Below are 17,571 nucleotides of genomic sequence, written 5' to 3' on the forward strand. Positions count from 1 at the left end.
TTATGCCGCGTCGCGCTGGCCGCCGCTGCGGAAGTTGTCCACAGCCTCGATCAATGCCTGGAGAATCGCCGAGCTGTCGCCAATGACTGACAGGTCGGCCCGTTTGATCATGTCGCAGCCCGGGTCCATGTTGATCGCCACCACCTTGTCGCAGGCGCCAATGCCCTGCAGGTGCTGGATCGCGCCCGAGATACCCACAGCCACGTACACCCGTGCGGTAACCCAGGTCCCGGTGGCACCGACCTGGCGGTTGCGCGGCATGAAGCCGTCGTCTACCGCCACCCGCGAGGCGCCTTCGGTGGCGCCGAGGGCCGCCGTGGCTTTGTGGTACAGGTCCCAGTCCTTGACGCCGTTGCCGCCGGAGACGATGAATTCGGCCTCGGCCATGGCGATGGTCGCCGGGTCGACGGCCACCGAGCCCAGGTCCTCGATGCGCGACAGGCTGCGTACCACGCTTGTGGACAACTCCACCGGCAGCGCTTCGTGACGGGTTTCGCTGACCGGCTCGGCACACTCCGCGGCGCCCAGAATCAGCCGTGGCACGTCGCGTTGCAGGTCTTGCTGGCCGGCGCCGGCACGGCCGATGCACTGGCCGTCCTTGACCTGCCAGACCCGCGTCGCCGGGCGCTCGCCAAGCGACGCGCCGAGGCGCCGACCCAGCTCGCCGCCACCGGTGCGGCTATCGGGCAGCAGCCAGTGGCGTGGGGCGAACTGGTTATCCACAGCCCGCAAGCCCTGCACCAGTTGCTCCGGTACATAACCTTCGAACTCTTCACCTTCGAGCACCAGCAGGCGATCGACGCCGGCTGTGGAAAAGTTGCTTTCCTTGTGTTCACCAAACACCACGGCCAGCACCGCGCCGTCGCTGCCGGCCAGGCCGTGGGCCAGGCCGAGCAGGTCGCGGTCGTGGCTGCTCAGGCGGCCGCCGACCATGTCCGGCACCACGGCGATGTAGAACGCCGGCGCCGGCACCTGGTGCAGCGGCAGCTGCACTTCGGCTGCCGCCGTGCGCCGCCCGCCGACACCGGTACCTTGCTGGGCGCCGCTGCGGTCGATGCGCTTGAGGCCGGCAGGGCCGATGAAACCTGCGGCGATGGCATGGGGGTTCTTGCGGATCAGGCCGTTGGGCCCCATCCAGCGGGTCTGTTGCGTCTGCATCGCCGCGTGCAGCGGATGCAGACGGTTACGGGCGATCCACTCGGCGCGTGGATCGCGGCGGATGATGTCGCTCATCAATGCACCTCCGCAGGTTCGCGTTTAACCGTTGGCGACTTTGGGGCCGCAGGGGTTTCCTCTTCGATCAGCACATCGGCTACCAACTCGGCGAGGTCCTTGATCTGTGGGCGCGGTTCGACCACGCCTTCGAGCATCGCGGTGCATTGTGGACAGCCCACGGCCACCAGCTCGGCCTTGGTCTCGCGGATGTCGTCCATACGCATGTCCGGGATCCGCTGCTTGCCAGGGATGTCGGTGATCGGCGCACCGCCGCCACCGCCGCAGCAACGGGAACGGAAGCCCGAGCGCTCCATTTCACGCACTTCGATACCCAGCGCCTTGAGCACTTCACGCGGGGCTTCGTATTCGCCGTTGTAGCGGCCCAGGTAGCATGGATCGTGATAGGTGACGCTGCCGCCCTTGTGCTGGCCAAGGTTGAGTTTCTTGGCCGCGATCAGTTCGGCGATATAGGTGCTGTGGTGCTGAACCTGATACTCGCCACCCAGCGCGCCGTACTCGTTCTTCAGCACATGGAAGCTGTGCGGGTCGCAGGTGACGATGCGCTGGAACTTGTACTTGGCCAGGGTCTGAATGTTGCGTTTGGCCAGTTGCTGGAAGGTCGCTTCATCGCCCAGGCGGCGTGCCACGTCGCCGCTGTCGCGCTCTTCCAGGCCGAGCACGGCAAAGTCCACGCCCGACGCCTTGAGCACCTTGACGAACGAGCGCAGGGTGCGCTGGTTGCGCATGTCGAAGGCTCCGTCACCGACCCAGAACAGCACTTCGGTGGACTTCACCTCCGACAGCAGCTGCAGGTTGAGGTCAGCCGCCCAGTTCATCCGCCCGCCCGGGGCGAAGCCGCCAGGGTTGTCGGTGGCGATCAGGTTTTCCAGCACCTCGGCGCCCTTGTTGGGGGTCGCGCCCTTTTCCAGGGTGAGGTGGCGGCGCATGTCGACGATGGCATCGACGTGCTCGATCATCATCGGGCATTCCTCGACGCAAGCGCGGCAGGTGGTGCACGACCATAGCGTCTCGGCGTCGACCAGGCCGTTGACGATTGGCTGGTGCGGGTTGCCGCTGTGCTCGCCGATCGGCTTGCCGGGGTATGGGCTACCGGCAAAGTTGGCATCACTGCCACCGGCCAGGCCGATGACCATGTCCTGGATAAGCTTTTTCGGGTTCAGTGGCTGGCCGGCAGCGAATGCCGGGCACATCGCTTCACATTTCCCGCACTGCACGCAGGCGTCGAAGCCGAGCAGCTGGTTCCAGGTGAAGTCCACCGGTTTTTCCACGCCCAGCGGCGCGGTCCGGTCCTCCAGGTCCAGCGGCTTGAGGCCGGTCGAGCGGCCGCCGCCGAAGCGTTCGGCGCGGCGGTGCCAGGCCAGGTGCAGGGCACCGGCGAAGGCGTGTTTCATCGGGCCGCCCCAGGTCATGCCGAAGAACAGCTCCGACACGCCCCACAGCACACCCAGGCCGAGAATGCCGACCATGACCCAGCCGCCCGTGTTGGCCGGCAGGATGCCGGCGACGGGCAAGGTGGCGATGAAGAAGCTCGCGGCGAACACCAGCAGGCTTTTCGGCAAGCGCATCCACGGGCCCTTGGACAGGCGCGAAGGCGGGTTCAGGCGGCGTTTGAAGACGAAGATGGCGCCCGTGAACATGATCACCGTGGCCACCAGCAGCGCGTAACCGAGGATCTTGCTCTGCAGGCCGAAGCCGTGCACCAGGATCGCCAACAATGCCGACAACACGAAGCCGCCGGCGGTGGCCACGTGGGTCTTGGACATGTACTTGTCGCGCTCGACCACGTGGTGCAGGTCGACCAGATAGCGCCGCGGCATGGCCAGCAGGCCGCCAACCAGGTCAACCTTGGACGGCCGGCCACGCCGCCACATGCGCACCCGGCGCAGGGCGCCGAGCACTGCCAGGCCAAGGGCAGCGAACAGCAGGATGGGTAGAAGGGTGTTCAACATGGGAGGCTCCCACAACAGCTGGATTCTTGCGCCGCCTCAAGGGCGGCGCGGACCCCTGTTGAAGCGGCCTTGTGTCGCGAAAGGGCTGCGAAGCGGCCCCAGCTATTCGTCAGCGCTGAGAATGCTGGGGCCGCTTCGCGGCCCTTTCGCGACACAAGGCCGCTCCCCCAGGGGGGCCAATCCCGCCCTCGGGGGCGGTGTTCATGCCGGAGCGATCAGAAGTCCTTGCACAGGCGCAAGGCGTCGTAGATCGCCGCATGCACGTTGCGCTGGGCCACGCAGTCGCCGATGCGGTACAACAGGTAGCCTTCGCCCGGCTGGCTGAGGATCGGCTGTGGCTTGATGGCGAATAGCGCCTCCACATCGATCTGGCCCTTGTTGCGCGAACCTTCCTTCAGCGCGTAATACAGCTGCTCGTCCGGACGCACGCCGTTTTCCACCACCACCTGGTCGACCACGCGTTCTTCCTTGGCGCCGGTGTATTCGTTCTCCAGCACCGCCACCAGCTTGTCGCCCTCGCGGTAGACCTTTTCCAGCATCATGTCGCCGGTCATGATCACTTCTTTGGGGTACATGCTGCGGTAGTAGGTCGGGAAGGTGGTACCGCCCATGGCCACGCCCGGCTTGATGTCGTCGGTGACGATCTCGACCTGGCTGCCCTTGTCGGCGATGAAGTCGGCCACCGACATGCCGGTGAATTCGCAGATGGTGTCGTACACCAGCACGTTCTTGCCCGGCGCGACCTTGCCGTCGAGCACGTCCCAGCTGCTGACCACCAGCCCTTCGGCGGCGCCCCAGTGCTCGTTCTGCTCAAGGAACGAATGGCCACCCACCGCCAGCACGATGACGTCCGGGCGCAGGTCCTGGATGGTCGCCACGTCAGCGGCGGTGCCCAGGCGCAGGTCAACTTTCAGGCGCGCCAGCTCCAGCTGGTACCAGCGGGTGATACCGGCAATCTGGTCACGCTGCGGTGCCTTGGCGGCGATGGTGATCTGCCCGCCGATCTGGTCTTTCTTCTCGAACAGGGTCACGTCGTGGCCGCGTTCGGCCGCCACGCGGGCCGCTTCCATGCCGGCGGGACCTGCGCCAACCACCACCACCTTGCGCTTGACGCCGGTGGTCTTCTCGATGATGTGCGGCACGCCCATGTATTCACGGGAGGTCGCGGCGTTCTGGATGCACAGCACATCCAGGCCCTGGTACTGGCGGTCGATGCAATAGTTGGCACCGACGCACTGCTTGATCTGGTCGATCTGGCCCATCTTGATCTTGGCGATCAGGTGCGGGTCGGCCATGTGCGCACGGGTCATGCCGACCATGTCCACGTAGCCGCCTTCCAGAATGCGCGTGGCCTGGTTCGGGTCCTTGATGTTCTGCGCGTGCAGCACCGGGACCTTGACCACTTCCTTGATGCCGGCCGCCAGGTGCAGGAACGGCTCCGGCGGGTAGCTCATGTTGGGGATGACGTTGGCCAGGGTGTTGTGGGTGTCGCAACCCGAGCCGACCACACCGATGAAGTCGAGCATGCCGGTGGCGTCGTAGTACGCAGCGATCTGCTTCATGTCCTCGTGGCTGAGGCCATCGGGGTGGAACTCGTCACCGCAGATGCGCATGCCGACGCAGAAGTCGTCGCCGACTTCGGCACGCACGGCCTTGAGCACTTCCAGGCCGAACTTCATGCGGCCTTCAAAGGTGCCGCCCCATTCGTCGGTACGCTTGTTGACCCGCGGGCTCCAGAACTGGTCGATCATGTGCTGGTGCACGGCCGACAGCTCGACGCCGTCCAGGCCGCCCTCCTTGGCACGCCGCGCAGCCTGCGCGTAGTTGCCGATCACGCGCCAGATCTCTTCCACCTCGATGGTCTTGCAGGTGGCGCGGTGCACGGGTTCACGGATGCCCGACGGCGACATCAGGGTCGGCCAGTTGAAGCCGTCCCAACGCGAGCGGCGGCCCATGTGGGTAATCTGAATCATGATCTTGGCGCCGTGCTTGTGCATGGCGTCAGCAAGGTTCTGGAAGTGCGGGATGATACGGTCGGTCGACAGGTTGACCGAGGCCCACCACTCCTGTGGGCTGTCGATAGCGACGACAGACGAGCCGCCGCAGATCGCCAGGCCGATGCCACCCTTGGCCTTTTCTTCGTAGTACTTCACGTAGCGCTCGGTGGTCATACCGCCGTCAGTGGCGTAGACCTCGGCGTGCGCGGTACTAAGTACACGGTTGCGGATGGTCAGTTTGCCGATCTGGATCGGCTGGAACATTGCTTCGAATGCCATGACGCTATCTCCGGCTTACAACGGCTTTGTAACGAACAGGCCATCTTCGTGGCCTTCTTCCGACCCGCCGTAGACCTGTTCGGCCACGGTGCGGATCTTGCTGCCGCGGGCGGCGAGAATCTGGTCCATGGCGCCGGCGAACCAGCCGGTGAACATGTAGTCGACCTTGCGCCCGCACTTGCCATAGACGTACACGAACGCGGAGTGCTTGAGCTTGACGCTGCAGGTGCCTTTATCCAGGTCGATGTCCTGGATCTCGAACAGGCCCCAGCCGCGCTGGCTCAGGCGCTTCATGTAGTGCTCGAACACCGCCACGCCTTCCAGACCATGGCATTCGGCTTCCTTCTCGCACCAGTGCCAGGCGGACTTGTAGCCGGCCTTGTAGAGGATCTCGGCGTAGGCGTCGGCGCCCAGCACTTCCTCGATGCCGATGTGGTTGTTGACGAAGAAATGGCGCGGAACATACAGCATCGGCAGGGCGTCGCTGGTCCAGACACCGGTCTCGCTGTCGACTTCGATTGGCAATTGCGGGGCGATCTTGGCCATGGAAACTCAACTCCATAAAATTTTTATGTGGGTGCCCCGGCGTTGCTGGCAGGGGCTATCAGGCTTGGAGAGCGGCTTACTCGCCCCAGACGTCCTTGAGGACGTTGACCCAGTTCTCGCCCATGATCTTGCGTACTACGCGCTCGGAATGGCCGCGCTTGAGCAGGGTCTCGGTGAGGTTGGGGAATTCGCCGACAGTGCGAATGCCCAGCGGGTTGATGATCTTGCCGAAATTGGTCAGGCGACGGGCGTAGCCCTTGTCGTGGGTCAGGTACTCGAAGAAGTCCTGGCCGTGGCCCTGGGTGAAGTCGGTACCGATACCGATGGCGTCTTCACCGACAATGTTCATGGTGTACTCGATGGCCTCGGCGTAGTCGTCGATGGTCGAGTCGATGCCCTTGGCCAGGAACGGCGCGAACATGGTCACGCCGACGAAGCCGCCGTGGTCGGCGATGAACTTGAGCTCCGCATCCGACTTGTTGCGCGGGTGTTCCTTCAGGCCCGAAGGCAGGCAGTGGGAGTAGCAGACCGGCTTCTTTGATTCGAGGATGACTTCCTCGGAGGTCTTGGAGCCGACGTGGGACAGGTCGCACATGATGCCGACGCGGTTCATCTCGGCGACGATCTCGCGGCCGAAGCCCGACAGGCCGCCGTCACGCTCGTAGCAACCGGTGCCGACCAGGTTCTGGGTGTTGTAGCACATCTGCACGATGCCCACGCCCAGCTGCTTGAACACGTCGACGTAGGCAATCTGGTCTTCGAACGCATGGGCGTTCTGGAAGCCGAAGAGGATGCCGGTCTTGCCCAGTTCCTTGGCCTTGCGGATGTCGGCGGTGGTGCGCACCGGCATCACCAGGTCGCTGTTGTCGCGGATGAGCTTCTGGCTGGCGGCGATCTGGTCGACGGTCGCCTTGAAGCCTTCCCAGACCGACACCGTGCAGTTGGCCGCAGTCAGCCCGCCTTTGCGCATGTCCTCGAACAGCTCGCGGTTCCATTTGGCAATGATCAGGCCGTCGATGACGATGCTGTCGGCGTGAAGTTCGGCTGGGCTCATCAGGCTGTCCCCTTTGTTGATTTGGGCCGCGCCGAATCTTCTGCCGGCGCTTTGGGGCCAGCATATGCCTGTGCCCAAAGGCGCCCCGATGCAAAAACGACAGGGGGTTTGCCGAAAGCGTCAATGCGCTCAGATAAAGCGAACACCGGAGCCAAAGGGGTCCGGTGCTCAAGGTTGCGAGGGGCGGACCCAGTCAAAGGCAAGGTGGCGCTGATCGCTAGAGTCGACAGGTCAGCGGCAAAAACTGTTGCCGGAGCGGTCCATGGTCACGCCGTCGGGTAAATAATGCATTTGACGGAAGTTCGGAACTCCAAACTGGAGCTAGACTCCGCGATAGGTTTGAGACCCACCACCCGTCTGCGAGGATCCGGTAATTTTTCGTCAAAAGAAACTGTAATTCCGCAAAAGTCACAACTTGCCACCGCGAGGCGGCAAGTTGAGCGGAGGATCCGTTACAGATTGCTTGACATGAACTTTATCAAGCGCAAGTCACCAGCGAGATCTTTGCCTGATCGTGTCATGCTTAAGCCGCTTGGCAGAGCATGCGTTTCGCGGAAGTTTGGGATTTCAAAAACCCACCCCGAAACCCCTGTATAGGCGTGGCTCGCTCGAACCCCCTCCCCTCCCAAAAAAACCACGGTTCCCGAATCGAAACCCACCAGAGCAGAGCGTGCTTTCTTAGAAAACGCATTACATTCAGTGGCTTCAATCGAGACAATTTCCCGATCCATCGTGAAGGTGCAACTCGCCCCCTGGCGACTCTCTTTGTCGTAAAGAGTTATCTCAGGGTACTTGACAGGCGTTTTTGAAGCCTGAGAAACCGAGGCAATTATCTGATTCATCATACCCCCTCGGTAGGTTACTCTCAGCCCACCGGGGGTTTGAATTGCTTTGTTGAACGAATCGATGGAGAACGCGCCCGTGTAGTCACCACTAAAACAGCGCTCTTGGCCGTGATATCCCCTGAAGCAAAGCGTACCACCGGCCACAAAGTCTTCCACTTTTGCAGATTTCGCGAACATGCCCCAGTTTATACAACCGCCTTCATTGATATCCATCTCCGGCTTATTGCGTCGATACTCAAACCTACAGGAGTCACCCGTAAGATTTTCGCCTTTATACAATATGATATGGAACGATTTTTGCGGTCCTTCGGGAACCGATTGACGTGAAATTGTTGCCACATTTTTGTGCAATACGTCACCGCGAGTAGCCATCGTCAACGCTTCGGGCAGCTCGAAGGTATCAGCTGACAGTGAAGGTAACGAGATAGCACCCTTATAGTTACCTCTTATGCAACGCTGATCGGTAGGGTTGCTGCCCTGAAGGCACACCGTGTCATTCAAAAAATTTTCTATTTTTACCGAGGCCACACGGTGCTCCCAACCCGGGCAACCGATGCCACTCATAGGCATCGCACTATCGCCACCGACCGTGGAGTACGAGCCGTAACAGCGGTTACCTTCAAAGTTTTCTTCATCATAGAGCGTTACAATCAGAGTGCGCGCATTTTGAAGTATGGGCCGTTTGGCAAACCCGCCGAAGGTTAAGTTTAGTGGGCGACCGCTGACCGTAACATCTAGATCATCTGGCAGATTAGGCATACCCTCTAACGTATCGACGGAGAAACTGCCTGAATAATTTCCGGAAATACAACGTTCAGGCCCAGCTTGCCGCGCACGAAGACACACTGTGTCGCCGGGCTGGAAATTATCTACTTTCAGTGAGCCCACGTTGAGGTATTCCCCCCCGCCACAGGAAGTATCAGCAACCTTTACGTGTTCTAAACTACGCTCGTAGTAAAATGAACAACTGTCCCCCTGCATATCGGGTTTCTTGTACAGTGTGGCTCGCAGATCATCCGGGTTCACCGACCCCCCAGCCACCGAGATGATTGCACGGTTCAAGCCCCCCCCCTTGCTCCGCATGTGCATGCCGGGGACCAGATCCGGTTCTCCGCTGAATGACTTGATTGAGAAGTTACCAGAATACTTACCGTAGAAGCACCTTTCTCGCTGCAGCGAGTTATCTGCGAAGCACAGCGAGGCGGTAGGCGGAAAACGCTGTATCAGTGCCGATGACGCCCTGTTGCCCCACCCTTTGCAGGATGTATCATCCAGGCGCACACGGCTGGTGCCGCGAGGAATAGCAAAATCGCAACTGGCGCCGGTGAAGCTTTCACCTTCATAGAGTTGGATAGCAATCATATTCGGATCCGACCTGAGCGGCAGATCCATTTGCTCGGGTTTTACCACGCCGCTGCCAAGCAGCACCGGTTCCACCTTCAATGTCATAAATGACCAGTCAAACGTCAAGCGCAGGTACGATTGCCCCATCAGCGAACCGCTGTAGAATACCGGCACGCCTCCATACAGGACCCTGCCTTTTCCAAACATGCGGTGATCGTGACCATTAAATATTGCAACGACCTTGTATTTTTTGACCATATCGGCAAACCAGCCATTGCGATGCAACCCCGTCGTCCAAATGTCCATCCGATGAAAGTTAATGATGATTTGTTCACCCCGCGCGCTGGCTGCCGCCAAATCCTGCTCAAGCCAGTTCATTGCTGAGGTTATGTTGAAATACACCTTATCTTTTCCAGTACCGGCCCCGCCTGTTGAAAAATTGACGGTGTAGCTCGGTTCATTATTTAGTTGAACGATGTGAACACGACCCACCGTAACAGAGTAGGCGAGAGAACCTGTGGTCGTACTGGGCATGCGCCACGTCCAATCAAACGCTGACTGCGGCCTGGCCGACATCGATATTGGATACACCCAGGTTATCAGGTCACACACCGAATCGCGTGCGCAGCCATTATTAGCGCAATCGTTTACGTTGTTCGAATAGTCATGATTGCCAAGGCCCGGCAACATCAGAGGACCAGCGACGCGCCCAGGTAAGTTCTCACGAAACACGGAGCGGGTGACTTTTCTTTCCTTGCCATGACCAAACTCTGACATGTCGCCGTTTATGATCACCGGCACATAGTAGGGTTGGTTTCGTTCAGCACGAATGGCTCTGAGCACGGGCGCGATTTTTTCGCGCCACTGGCTTTCCCCGACTCCTTCTTCCCAAGGTTGCCGTGATGCGATATAACGAAATGCCTGCGGGTCCGATGCGACGATCATTACTTGTTTGTTGCCGGGATATTCCACCAAGTTATTCCAACCTGGCTTTATATACTCCTCGAAACTTTCCGAGTCACTGTCACCGCAACCCAGCCTGGCTAACATTGTCGAAGTGTTATCACTATCGGCATAGGTGACGCCACTAAGCGCTAGACAAAAAACACCAGCAAGCCACACAAACATACAAACAATGATCCTACGTTTGCCCGACATTTTGAGACCTCCTGATAATCACATTGCCAATGTAAGTAGGCATTAAAAGCTCTACAACTGGCAGAAATACCAGGTGATCGCTCAGCCCCTGACCCTGCTCGGTTAAGGTTGTTTCACTACCTTTACTCGGGCGGATGGGCGAATATTGCCCCAGGCACTGTTACGTCTGCTGAGGAGAACATCTATGAAATCAAGGGTATGGCTGGCATTGCTGGTTATTTGTGTTAACGCCCAAGCCGGCGAAGAAGAAAGCACCCCGTGCGACAACGTCGAGAGCGACCAGCAGACCTTCGCTTGCGCGGCATTCAACAAGCAGACCGCCGAGCGCGAGCTGAACTCGGCATACGACGACCTGATCCAGCGCATTCGCGACCAATATGCTGACGAAGGCGACAAGGCGACTGCCCTGATCGGGCACATGGATGCCGCCGAGAAGCTATGGGCGCAGCTGCGCGATGCCGACTGCAAGGTCGAGACCTATGCCGAGAAGCCTGGCAGCAAAGCATTCCAGGCGGCTTGGGATACCTGCGTGGCACAGCGCAGCGATGACCGCTCGGAGTATTTGCAGTCCATTGGCCAGCAGTAAAAATGTCCGCTGAGCGGGAAAGGCTTTCAGCTTATCTCCGCGGGTGATCCGAACCACAGTGCATCCCAGGCGCCTCACCCGAGGTGCCGGAATGCACTGAATCGGAATCCAGGATATGACCTCCAACCTCAGCAAAACCGACATGGACAGCGCCATCGCTGCCCTGAAGAAAGAAGGCGAAGAGCGCGCCGTCATGGTCGCCAACACCGTCTGCATCTTTGCTCCGGATGTACCGGCAAGCGTTGCGGAAGACGTGCTGGATGGCATGCGCCTGATGAACCTGTCGTCCAACAAGAAGTTCGACAAGGAAACCCAGCAGCGCGAGTGGTACAACTACTACAACGACGGCCTGGGCAAGTTCGGCTGGACACTGACCGGCGCCGCCCATGTTGAGGAAGCCCTCGACAAGGACACCCACACGCTGGCAACCCTGGCGCCTGAGATCGTTACCGTCCAGATCGGCCGCAGCCATCGCTTGAGCCGCTGTGTGAAACGCTCTTTCGAAGTGATCGTGAAAACGCCAAAGGCGCAGCAACTGCTTGAAGAAAGCAGCGTGAGCGTTTCGGGAAAATCCAGCACCATCCAGATTTCCGCCTGCGAAATGTCGCCACAGGGGCTGCCGATCATGCACATGACCAGCGTTCAGCTGAGCTACGACAAGGCCGAAAAGGCGGCAGGTTCCGCTGGCCGCATCATCGACAAGTCGAACACTCGCGTCTATCGCGCCTCGCAACAAGGCTCGTTCAGTGTTCGCCACTTCGAAGCCATGCGCGAAGCCGTCAGGCTGAAGCTGGCCAGCCAAGCGTTCGACATCCTGGCACTCGATATCTGACCTGGACCTGGCGCCGTCGTACGGCGCCAGGTTTTCTTCATGCGCATAACCCGAGGGCCCGCAATATGCCCGCGAGACCTGCCGCTCAGCGTTACGAAGACCTGCATGCCTGCTTGCGCCTGGCGCAACTGGAGGCCAACGGGGCTCATGACCGCCAGCAAGATGGCCAGCGCTGGTTCAGTCGCTTTCTGCTCACCTTGGAAGATTACGGGGCCAAGCTGTTTGAACGGACAACAAAAAACATCACCTGCACGCCGACGGACGCCGTGTTTGAAGACGTCTTCTCTGGCTGGATCCCGGCACCTCAACAGCCAAGCCTCAAGTTCAAACGGGTTGCCAGCGACATACTTCATGGTTTGAAACAGCCAGACTTCGCCCTGCTGCGCAGCACATCGGCCAGCTCGCACATGAGCATCGCGTTCGACGAGGATGACGATGGCGAGCCCGTGGCAATTGTGTTTCACCTATGGTGTGCGACCGACCCGGATGCGCCTCGCACGCGCCTGGCCCCGCAACTGACTCACCTGGGCGTGAAACTCGACACCCAGGCATTCGAGGCGCGGCGAGCCCAGCTTGAAAGCCAACTTCAGGCGCTTTCCAACCTTGATCAGTTCTAATCTCGCGCCTGTGGCTTGAGTGCTTGGCGCTCTTCGCGCGGGCAGCGGCCAAAGCGCCGTTTGTATCGGCGAGTGAAATACGACGGCAGCTCAAAACCGCACGCCACGCTCACCTGCGTGATGCTCATCTGCGTCTGGCATAGCAACTGGCGAGCCTTGTCCAAGCGCAGGCCGAGATAAAAGCCACTTGGCGTGTCATTCAGGTACAAACGAAACAAGCGCTCCAGTTGACGCCTGGTAATCATGGCTCGGGACGCCAGTTCCAAGGTGCTCAACGGCGGCTCGGTGTGCTTTTCCATCTCACCGATCACCTGCACCAGCTTGCGGTTGCTGATGCCATAGCGTGAGGCTATTTGCATCCGCTGGTGGTCCTGGCGCGGACGGATGCGGCCGAGCACGAATTGTTCTGACACCTGCACCGCCAGCTCGCTGCCATGGGCCTGCGCAATCAGGTCCAGCATCAGGTCGATCGACGCAGTGCCTCCCGCGCACGTGATACGCCGCCGGTCAATCTCGAACAGCTCCTGGGTCACTTGCAGGCGTGGATAGCGCTCTTTGAACGCATCCAACGCTTCCCAGTGCAAGGTCGCGCGGTAACCGTCGAGTAGTCCGGCCTCGGCCAACACCAACGGGCCGGTGTCGATACCACCGAGAATCGACCCTTCATGGTCAAGCCGGCGCAGCACCTGCTGCAAGCGGGGGCCATAACAGGCCAGCGGCTCGAAGCCGGCAACGATCAGCAGCACATCACCCGGCTCGCTCTCCCCCAACGCAGCGTCGGCGTTCACCGACATGCCATTGCTCGCTTGCACCGCCCCGCCATCCAGGCTGAGAACACGCCAGCGGTACGAAGGCCCCTTGAAGCGATTGGCTACGCGCAGCGGTTCCAGTGCGCTGATGAACCCCATTGCCGAGAACCCCGGCAACAACAGGAAATGAATCAGTTGCGGCATTACTTGCTCCACGACGAAAGGTGGTCGCCTCCGTGCAAATCTTGGTCGCCAGGGTGCGATTTCCCACCCTGTCGCCAGCGTAGCTTATCCACACGGCCCGCAGAGGCCGCCCTCAATAACAATATGTACTGCCGATGGAGAGCCACCATGCACAGCTTGATCCGCCGCAGCCTGTTGACCCTTGCCCTGAGCAGCATTGCTTCCACCCCGCTTTTCGCCGCCGAGCCCGCCGTTTGCAAGAACGTACGCCTGGGCGTGGTCAACTGGACCGACGTCATCGCCACCAGCGCCATGGCCCAGGTGCTGCTCGACGGCCTGGGTTACCAGACCAAGCAGACCAGCGCCTCGCAGCAGATCATCTTCGCCGGTATCCGCGACAAGCGCCTGGACATGTTCCTGGGTTACTGGAACCCGATCATGACCCAGACCATTACCCCGTTCGTCGACGCGAACCAGGTCAAGGTCCTCGAAAAACCCAGCCTGGAAGACGCCCGCGCCACCCTCGCCGTGCCGAAGTACCTGTATGACAAGGGCCTGAAGACCTTCGCCGACATCCACAAGTTCGAGAAAGAGCTGGGCGGCAAGATCTACGGCATCGAACCCGGCTCCGGTGCCAATACCCAGATCAAGGCGATGATCACCAAGAACCAGTTCGACCTGGGCAAGTTCCAGCTGGTCGAGTCCAGCGAAGCGGGCATGCTCGCCGCCGTCGACCGCGCCGTACGGCGCAAGGAGGCCGTGGTGTTCTTCGGCTGGGCGCCGCACCCGATGAACGTGAACATCGACATGGCCTACCTGGGCGACAGCCAGGACGCCCTGGGCCCGGACGAAGGCCGTGCCACGGTGTGGACGGTAACCGCGCCGGACTACGCCGAACGCTGCCCCAACGCCCACCGCCTGCTGGCCAACCTGAACTTCAGCGCCGAGGACGAGAGCCGCATGATGCAGCCGCTGCTCGACCACAAGGATGCGCTGGAATCGGCCCGCCAGTGGCTCAAGGACCACCCCGACGACAAAGCCCGCTGGCTTGAGGGTGTGACCACCTTCGATGGCAAGCCTGCCGCCGACAATCTCAAGCTCACCGCCAACTGATCCGGCCTGTTCGCGGGTAACCACGCTCCCACAGGTTTTCATACAACCAGGGCTCACCGCGAGCCCTGTGGGAGCGGGTTTACCCGCGAAAAGGCCACCACAGACAACACAAGGAACCGCCATGAACCACGACGTCATCATCACCTGCGCCCTCACCGGCGCTGGCGACACGGTCGCCAAGAGCCACCTGGTCCCGGTCACCCCGAAACAGATCGCAGAATCCGCCGTCGAAGCCGCCAAGGCCGGCGCCACCGTGGTCCACTGCCACGTCCGCGATCCACAGACCGGCCGTTTCAGCCGCGACGTGGCGCTGTACCGCGAAGTCATGGAGCGCATCCGCGAGGCCGACGTCGACGTCATCGTCAACCTCACCGCCGGCATGGGCGGCGACCTGGAAATCGGCCCGGGTGAATCGCCGATGGAGTTCGGCCCCGGCACCGACCTGATCGGCCCGCTGGAGCGCCTGGCCCACGTCGAAGCCCTGCTGCCGGAAATCTGCACCCTCGACTGCGGTACCCTCAACTTCGGCGACGGCAACGCCATCTACGTCTCCACCCCCGCGCAGCTGCGCGCCGGCGCCAAGCGCATCACCGAGCTGGGCGTAAAAGCCGAGCTGGAGATTTTCGACACCGGCCACCTGTGGTTTGCCAAGCAGATGATGAAAGAAGGCCTGCTCGAAGACCCGCTGTTCCAGCTGTGCCTAGGTATCCCGTGGGGCGCACCGGCTGATACCACCATGATGAAGGCCATGGTCGACAACCTGCCGGCCAACGTCACCTGGGCCGGCTTCGGCATCGGCCGCATGCAGATGCCAATGGCCGCGCAGGCCGTGCTGCTCGGCGGCAACGTGCGGGTTGGCCTGGAAGACAACCTGTACCTGGACCGTGGCGTGCTGGCCAGCAATGGCCAGCTGGTGGAACGCGCCGCCGAAATCATCACCCGCATGGGTGGCCGCGTGCTCAGCCCGGCCGAAGGTCGGGAAAAAATGAACCTCAAGCGCCGCTGATCCCCCTCAGGAGACCGATATGCCCTTCATCACCGAGATCAAGACCTTCGCCGCCCTGGGTAGCGGCGTGATCGGCAGTGGCTGGGTCGCCCGCGCCCTGGCCCATGGCCTGGACGTGGTCGCCTGGGACCCAGCACCCGGCGCCGAGCAGGCCCTGCGCAAACGCGTTGCCAACGCCTGGCCGGCACTGGAGAAACAAGGCCTGGCGCCAGGTGCATCGCAGGACCGGCTGAAGTTCGTGGCCACCATCGAGGAGTGCGTGCGCGACGCCGACTTCATCCAGGAAAGCGCACCGGAGCGTCTGGACCTGAAGCTCGACCTGCACGCGAAGATCAGTGCTGCCGCCAAGCCCAATGCGATCATCGGCTCCAGCACCTCGGGCCTGCTGCCCAGCGAGTTCTACGAATCGGCCACTCACCCCGAGCGTTGTGTGGTCGGCCACCCGTTCAACCCGGTGTATCTGTTGCCACTGGTCGAGATCGTCGGCGGCAACCGCACCGCACCTGAAGCCATCGAAGCCGCCAAGAACATCTACACCGCCCTCGGTATGCGCCCGCTGCATGTGCGCAAGGAAGTTCCCGGCTTCATCGCCGACCGCCTGCTCGAAGCACTGTGGCGCGAGGCCCTGCACCTGGTCAACGATGGTGTGGCCAGTACTGGTGAAATCGACGATGCGATCCGCTTCGGCGCCGGCCTGCGCTGGTCGTTCATGGGCACCTTCCTCACCTACACCCTGGCTGGTGGCGATGCCGGCATGCGCCACTTCATGGCCCAGTTCGGCCCGGCACTGAAGCTGCCCTGGACCTACCTGCCAGCACCGGAGCTGACCGACAAGCTGATCGACGATGTGGTAGAGGGCACATCGGAGCAGTTGGGCGAACGTAGCATCGCCGCGCTGGAGCGCTATCGTGATGACACGCTGCTGGCCGTGCTGGAAGCGGTGAAGACCAGCAAGGCCAGCCACGGCATGGCCTTTGGCGACTGAGGAGCCCACGATGCCCGCACTGACCACCTACCGCACCCCAGTCCAGGAGGATTGGGTCGACTACAACGGGCATCTGCGCGATGCCTTCTACCTGCTGATCTTCAGCTACGCCACCGATGCGCTGATGGAACGCATCGGCCTGGACGCCGACAGCCGTGGGCAAAGTGGTAACTCGCTGTTCACCCTGGAAGCGCACATCAACTACCTGCATGAGGTGAAACTGGGTACCGAGGTGTGGGTGCAGACGCAGATCATCGGCTTCGATCGCAAGCGCCTGCACGTCTATCACAGCCTGCACCGGGCTGGGTTCGACGAGGTGCTGGCTGCGAGCGAGCAGATGCTGTTGCACGTGGACCTGGCCGGCCCGAAGTCGGCGCCTTTCAGTGAACAGAGTGCGGCATTGCTGCAAAGCCTGGTGGATAGCCAGCGCGACCTGCCTGCGGCGGAATTCGTCGGCCGTGTCCTGCAACTACCCCGCTGAGCGCGCAAAAAATAGCCCCGGAAAGCCGTGAGCATCCGGGGCCAAGAGCGAGCAACATCCACTGTGCATGAGTGAGGGTGACCAAACCCTCGTGGGCCGTGAATGGATGCAGTCTGCTGGCTTCCCGGCTCCTGCAATTAGCCGGGAACGACCTGTTCTTAGCCAAACCAGCCATTGCGACATTCTGCCCTTGCGGGCGTGTCGCTGCAGACACAGAATCGGTCGTAAATCACAGCAGCACTCTCTTCGCGATAAAAGGGACAACAGCCATGATGCATGCGGATTTGATTGACCAGGACGATCTGGCAGGCCACCTGCGCGCGCGCGGGTTCGACATTCCCGCCGGGGCTAGCGCCGAGCAGGCCTGCGAAGCGGTGGTGCGCGGGCTGACCGAGCCCAATGCACGAGCGCTCAAGGGCATGGTCGAGCAGATGTACACCGGCAGTGCGACGATCTTGCCGGCGGTGCGCCAGGCCATCGACAAGCAGCTGTTGCCAGCGCTGGCCCAGTTCAGCCGCCGCGCCTGATGTGGCCTGCTCCGGCCTCTTCGCGGGGGTTTCCTCCACAAAAACAAAAACGCCCCCCCCCAACCCCCGCCTTTTCCTCCCCCC

Annotated in this window: 15 protein-coding genes; 8 read left to right on the forward strand and 7 right to left on the reverse strand. The window is 61.3% G+C overall.

Annotation, left to right across the window (positions count from 1 at the left end; translation table 11 throughout):
* The 6 genes from etfA to ACLEJU_RS26305 form a co-directional block, all read right to left on the reverse strand.
* Positions 1-1,233, reverse strand: a complete 1,233-nt coding sequence (gene etfA / locus ACLEJU_RS26280; protein WP_435425002.1) for an electron transfer flavoprotein subunit alpha — start codon at positions 1,231-1,233, stop codon at positions 1-3.
* Positions 1,233-3,185, reverse strand: coding sequence for a dimethylglycine demethylation protein DgcB (dgcB, locus tag ACLEJU_RS26285; protein ID WP_435425003.1), 1,953 nt, complete (start codon positions 3,183-3,185; stop codon positions 1,233-1,235). The genes etfA and dgcB overlap by 1 nt, the downstream gene beginning before the upstream one ends.
* Before the next feature lie 215 nt (positions 3,186-3,400).
* Positions 3,401-5,461, reverse strand: coding sequence for a dimethylglycine demethylation protein DgcA (gene dgcA, locus ACLEJU_RS26290; RefSeq protein WP_435425361.1), 2,061 nt, complete (start codon positions 5,459-5,461; stop codon positions 3,401-3,403).
* A gap of 15 nt (positions 5,462-5,476) precedes the next feature.
* Positions 5,477-6,007, reverse strand: a complete 531-nt coding sequence (locus tag ACLEJU_RS26295) for a DUF5943 domain-containing protein (protein WP_008091518.1) — start codon at positions 6,005-6,007, stop codon at positions 5,477-5,479.
* A gap of 76 nt (positions 6,008-6,083) precedes the next feature.
* A complete protein-coding gene (locus ACLEJU_RS26300) occupies positions 6,084-7,061 on the reverse strand; it encodes a dipeptidase (protein ID WP_009682902.1) in 978 nt (325 codons plus the stop codon).
* A 452-nt stretch (positions 7,062-7,513) separates the two neighbouring features.
* The gene (locus tag ACLEJU_RS26305; protein ID WP_435425360.1) at positions 7,514-10,408 is read right to left on the reverse strand and encodes a hypothetical protein; all 2,895 of its coding nucleotides are present in this window, start codon (positions 10,406-10,408) and stop codon (positions 7,514-7,516) included.
* Between the two features lie 184 nt (positions 10,409-10,592).
* Between ACLEJU_RS26305 and ACLEJU_RS26310 the strand changes: the two genes are divergently transcribed.
* The 3 genes from ACLEJU_RS26310 to ACLEJU_RS26320 all read left to right on the forward strand — a co-directional run bounded on the left by ACLEJU_RS26310 (position 10,593) and on the right by ACLEJU_RS26320 (position 12,443).
* Positions 10,593-10,994, forward strand: a complete 402-nt coding sequence (locus ACLEJU_RS26310; RefSeq protein ID WP_435425359.1) for a lysozyme inhibitor LprI family protein — start codon at positions 10,593-10,595, stop codon at positions 10,992-10,994.
* Between the two features lie 115 nt (positions 10,995-11,109).
* The gene (locus ACLEJU_RS26315) at positions 11,110-11,826 is read left to right on the forward strand and encodes a hypothetical protein (RefSeq protein WP_435425358.1); all 717 of its coding nucleotides are present in this window, start codon (positions 11,110-11,112) and stop codon (positions 11,824-11,826) included.
* Between the two features lie 113 nt (positions 11,827-11,939).
* Positions 11,940-12,443 carry a hypothetical protein gene (locus ACLEJU_RS26320; protein WP_435425357.1) on the forward strand — a complete coding sequence of 168 codons (504 nt, stop codon included), beginning with the start codon at positions 11,940-11,942 and terminating at the stop codon, positions 12,441-12,443.
* Here ACLEJU_RS26320 and ACLEJU_RS26325 read toward each other — a convergent pair.
* Positions 12,440-13,396 carry a GlxA family transcriptional regulator gene (locus ACLEJU_RS26325; RefSeq protein ID WP_435425356.1) on the reverse strand — a complete coding sequence of 319 codons (957 nt, stop codon included), beginning with the start codon at positions 13,394-13,396 and terminating at the stop codon, positions 12,440-12,442. The genes ACLEJU_RS26320 and ACLEJU_RS26325 overlap by 4 nt on opposite strands.
* Before the next feature lie 147 nt (positions 13,397-13,543).
* Between ACLEJU_RS26325 and choX the strand changes: the two genes are divergently transcribed.
* The 5 genes from choX (at position 13,544) to ACLEJU_RS26350 (ending at position 17,487) form a co-directional block, all read left to right on the forward strand.
* Complete coding sequence (choX, locus tag ACLEJU_RS26330; RefSeq protein ID WP_435425355.1) at positions 13,544-14,488, forward strand: choline ABC transporter substrate-binding protein; 945 nt, start codon at positions 13,544-13,546, stop codon at positions 14,486-14,488.
* Between the two features lie 121 nt (positions 14,489-14,609).
* Positions 14,610-15,494, forward strand: coding sequence for a 3-keto-5-aminohexanoate cleavage protein (locus ACLEJU_RS26335; RefSeq protein ID WP_435425354.1), 885 nt, complete (start codon positions 14,610-14,612; stop codon positions 15,492-15,494).
* Between the two features lie 19 nt (positions 15,495-15,513).
* A complete protein-coding gene (locus tag ACLEJU_RS26340; protein ID WP_435425353.1) occupies positions 15,514-16,479 on the forward strand; it encodes an L-carnitine dehydrogenase in 966 nt (321 codons plus the stop codon).
* A 10-nt stretch (positions 16,480-16,489) separates the two neighbouring features.
* Complete coding sequence (locus tag ACLEJU_RS26345; RefSeq protein ID WP_435425352.1) at positions 16,490-16,960, forward strand: thioesterase family protein; 471 nt, start codon at positions 16,490-16,492, stop codon at positions 16,958-16,960.
* Positions 16,961-17,229: 269 nt separating this feature from the next.
* Positions 17,230-17,487: a hypothetical protein gene (locus tag ACLEJU_RS26350; RefSeq protein ID WP_159412923.1), complete on the forward strand. Its 258-nt coding sequence runs from the start codon at positions 17,230-17,232 to the stop codon at positions 17,485-17,487.
* The last annotated feature ends 84 nt before the right edge of the window (positions 17,488-17,571 follow it).

Origin of the sequence: Pseudomonas sp. SMN11 (genome assembly GCF_052041945.1) — a bacterium.
GTDB lineage: Bacteria > Pseudomonadota > Gammaproteobacteria > Pseudomonadales > Pseudomonadaceae > Aquipseudomonas.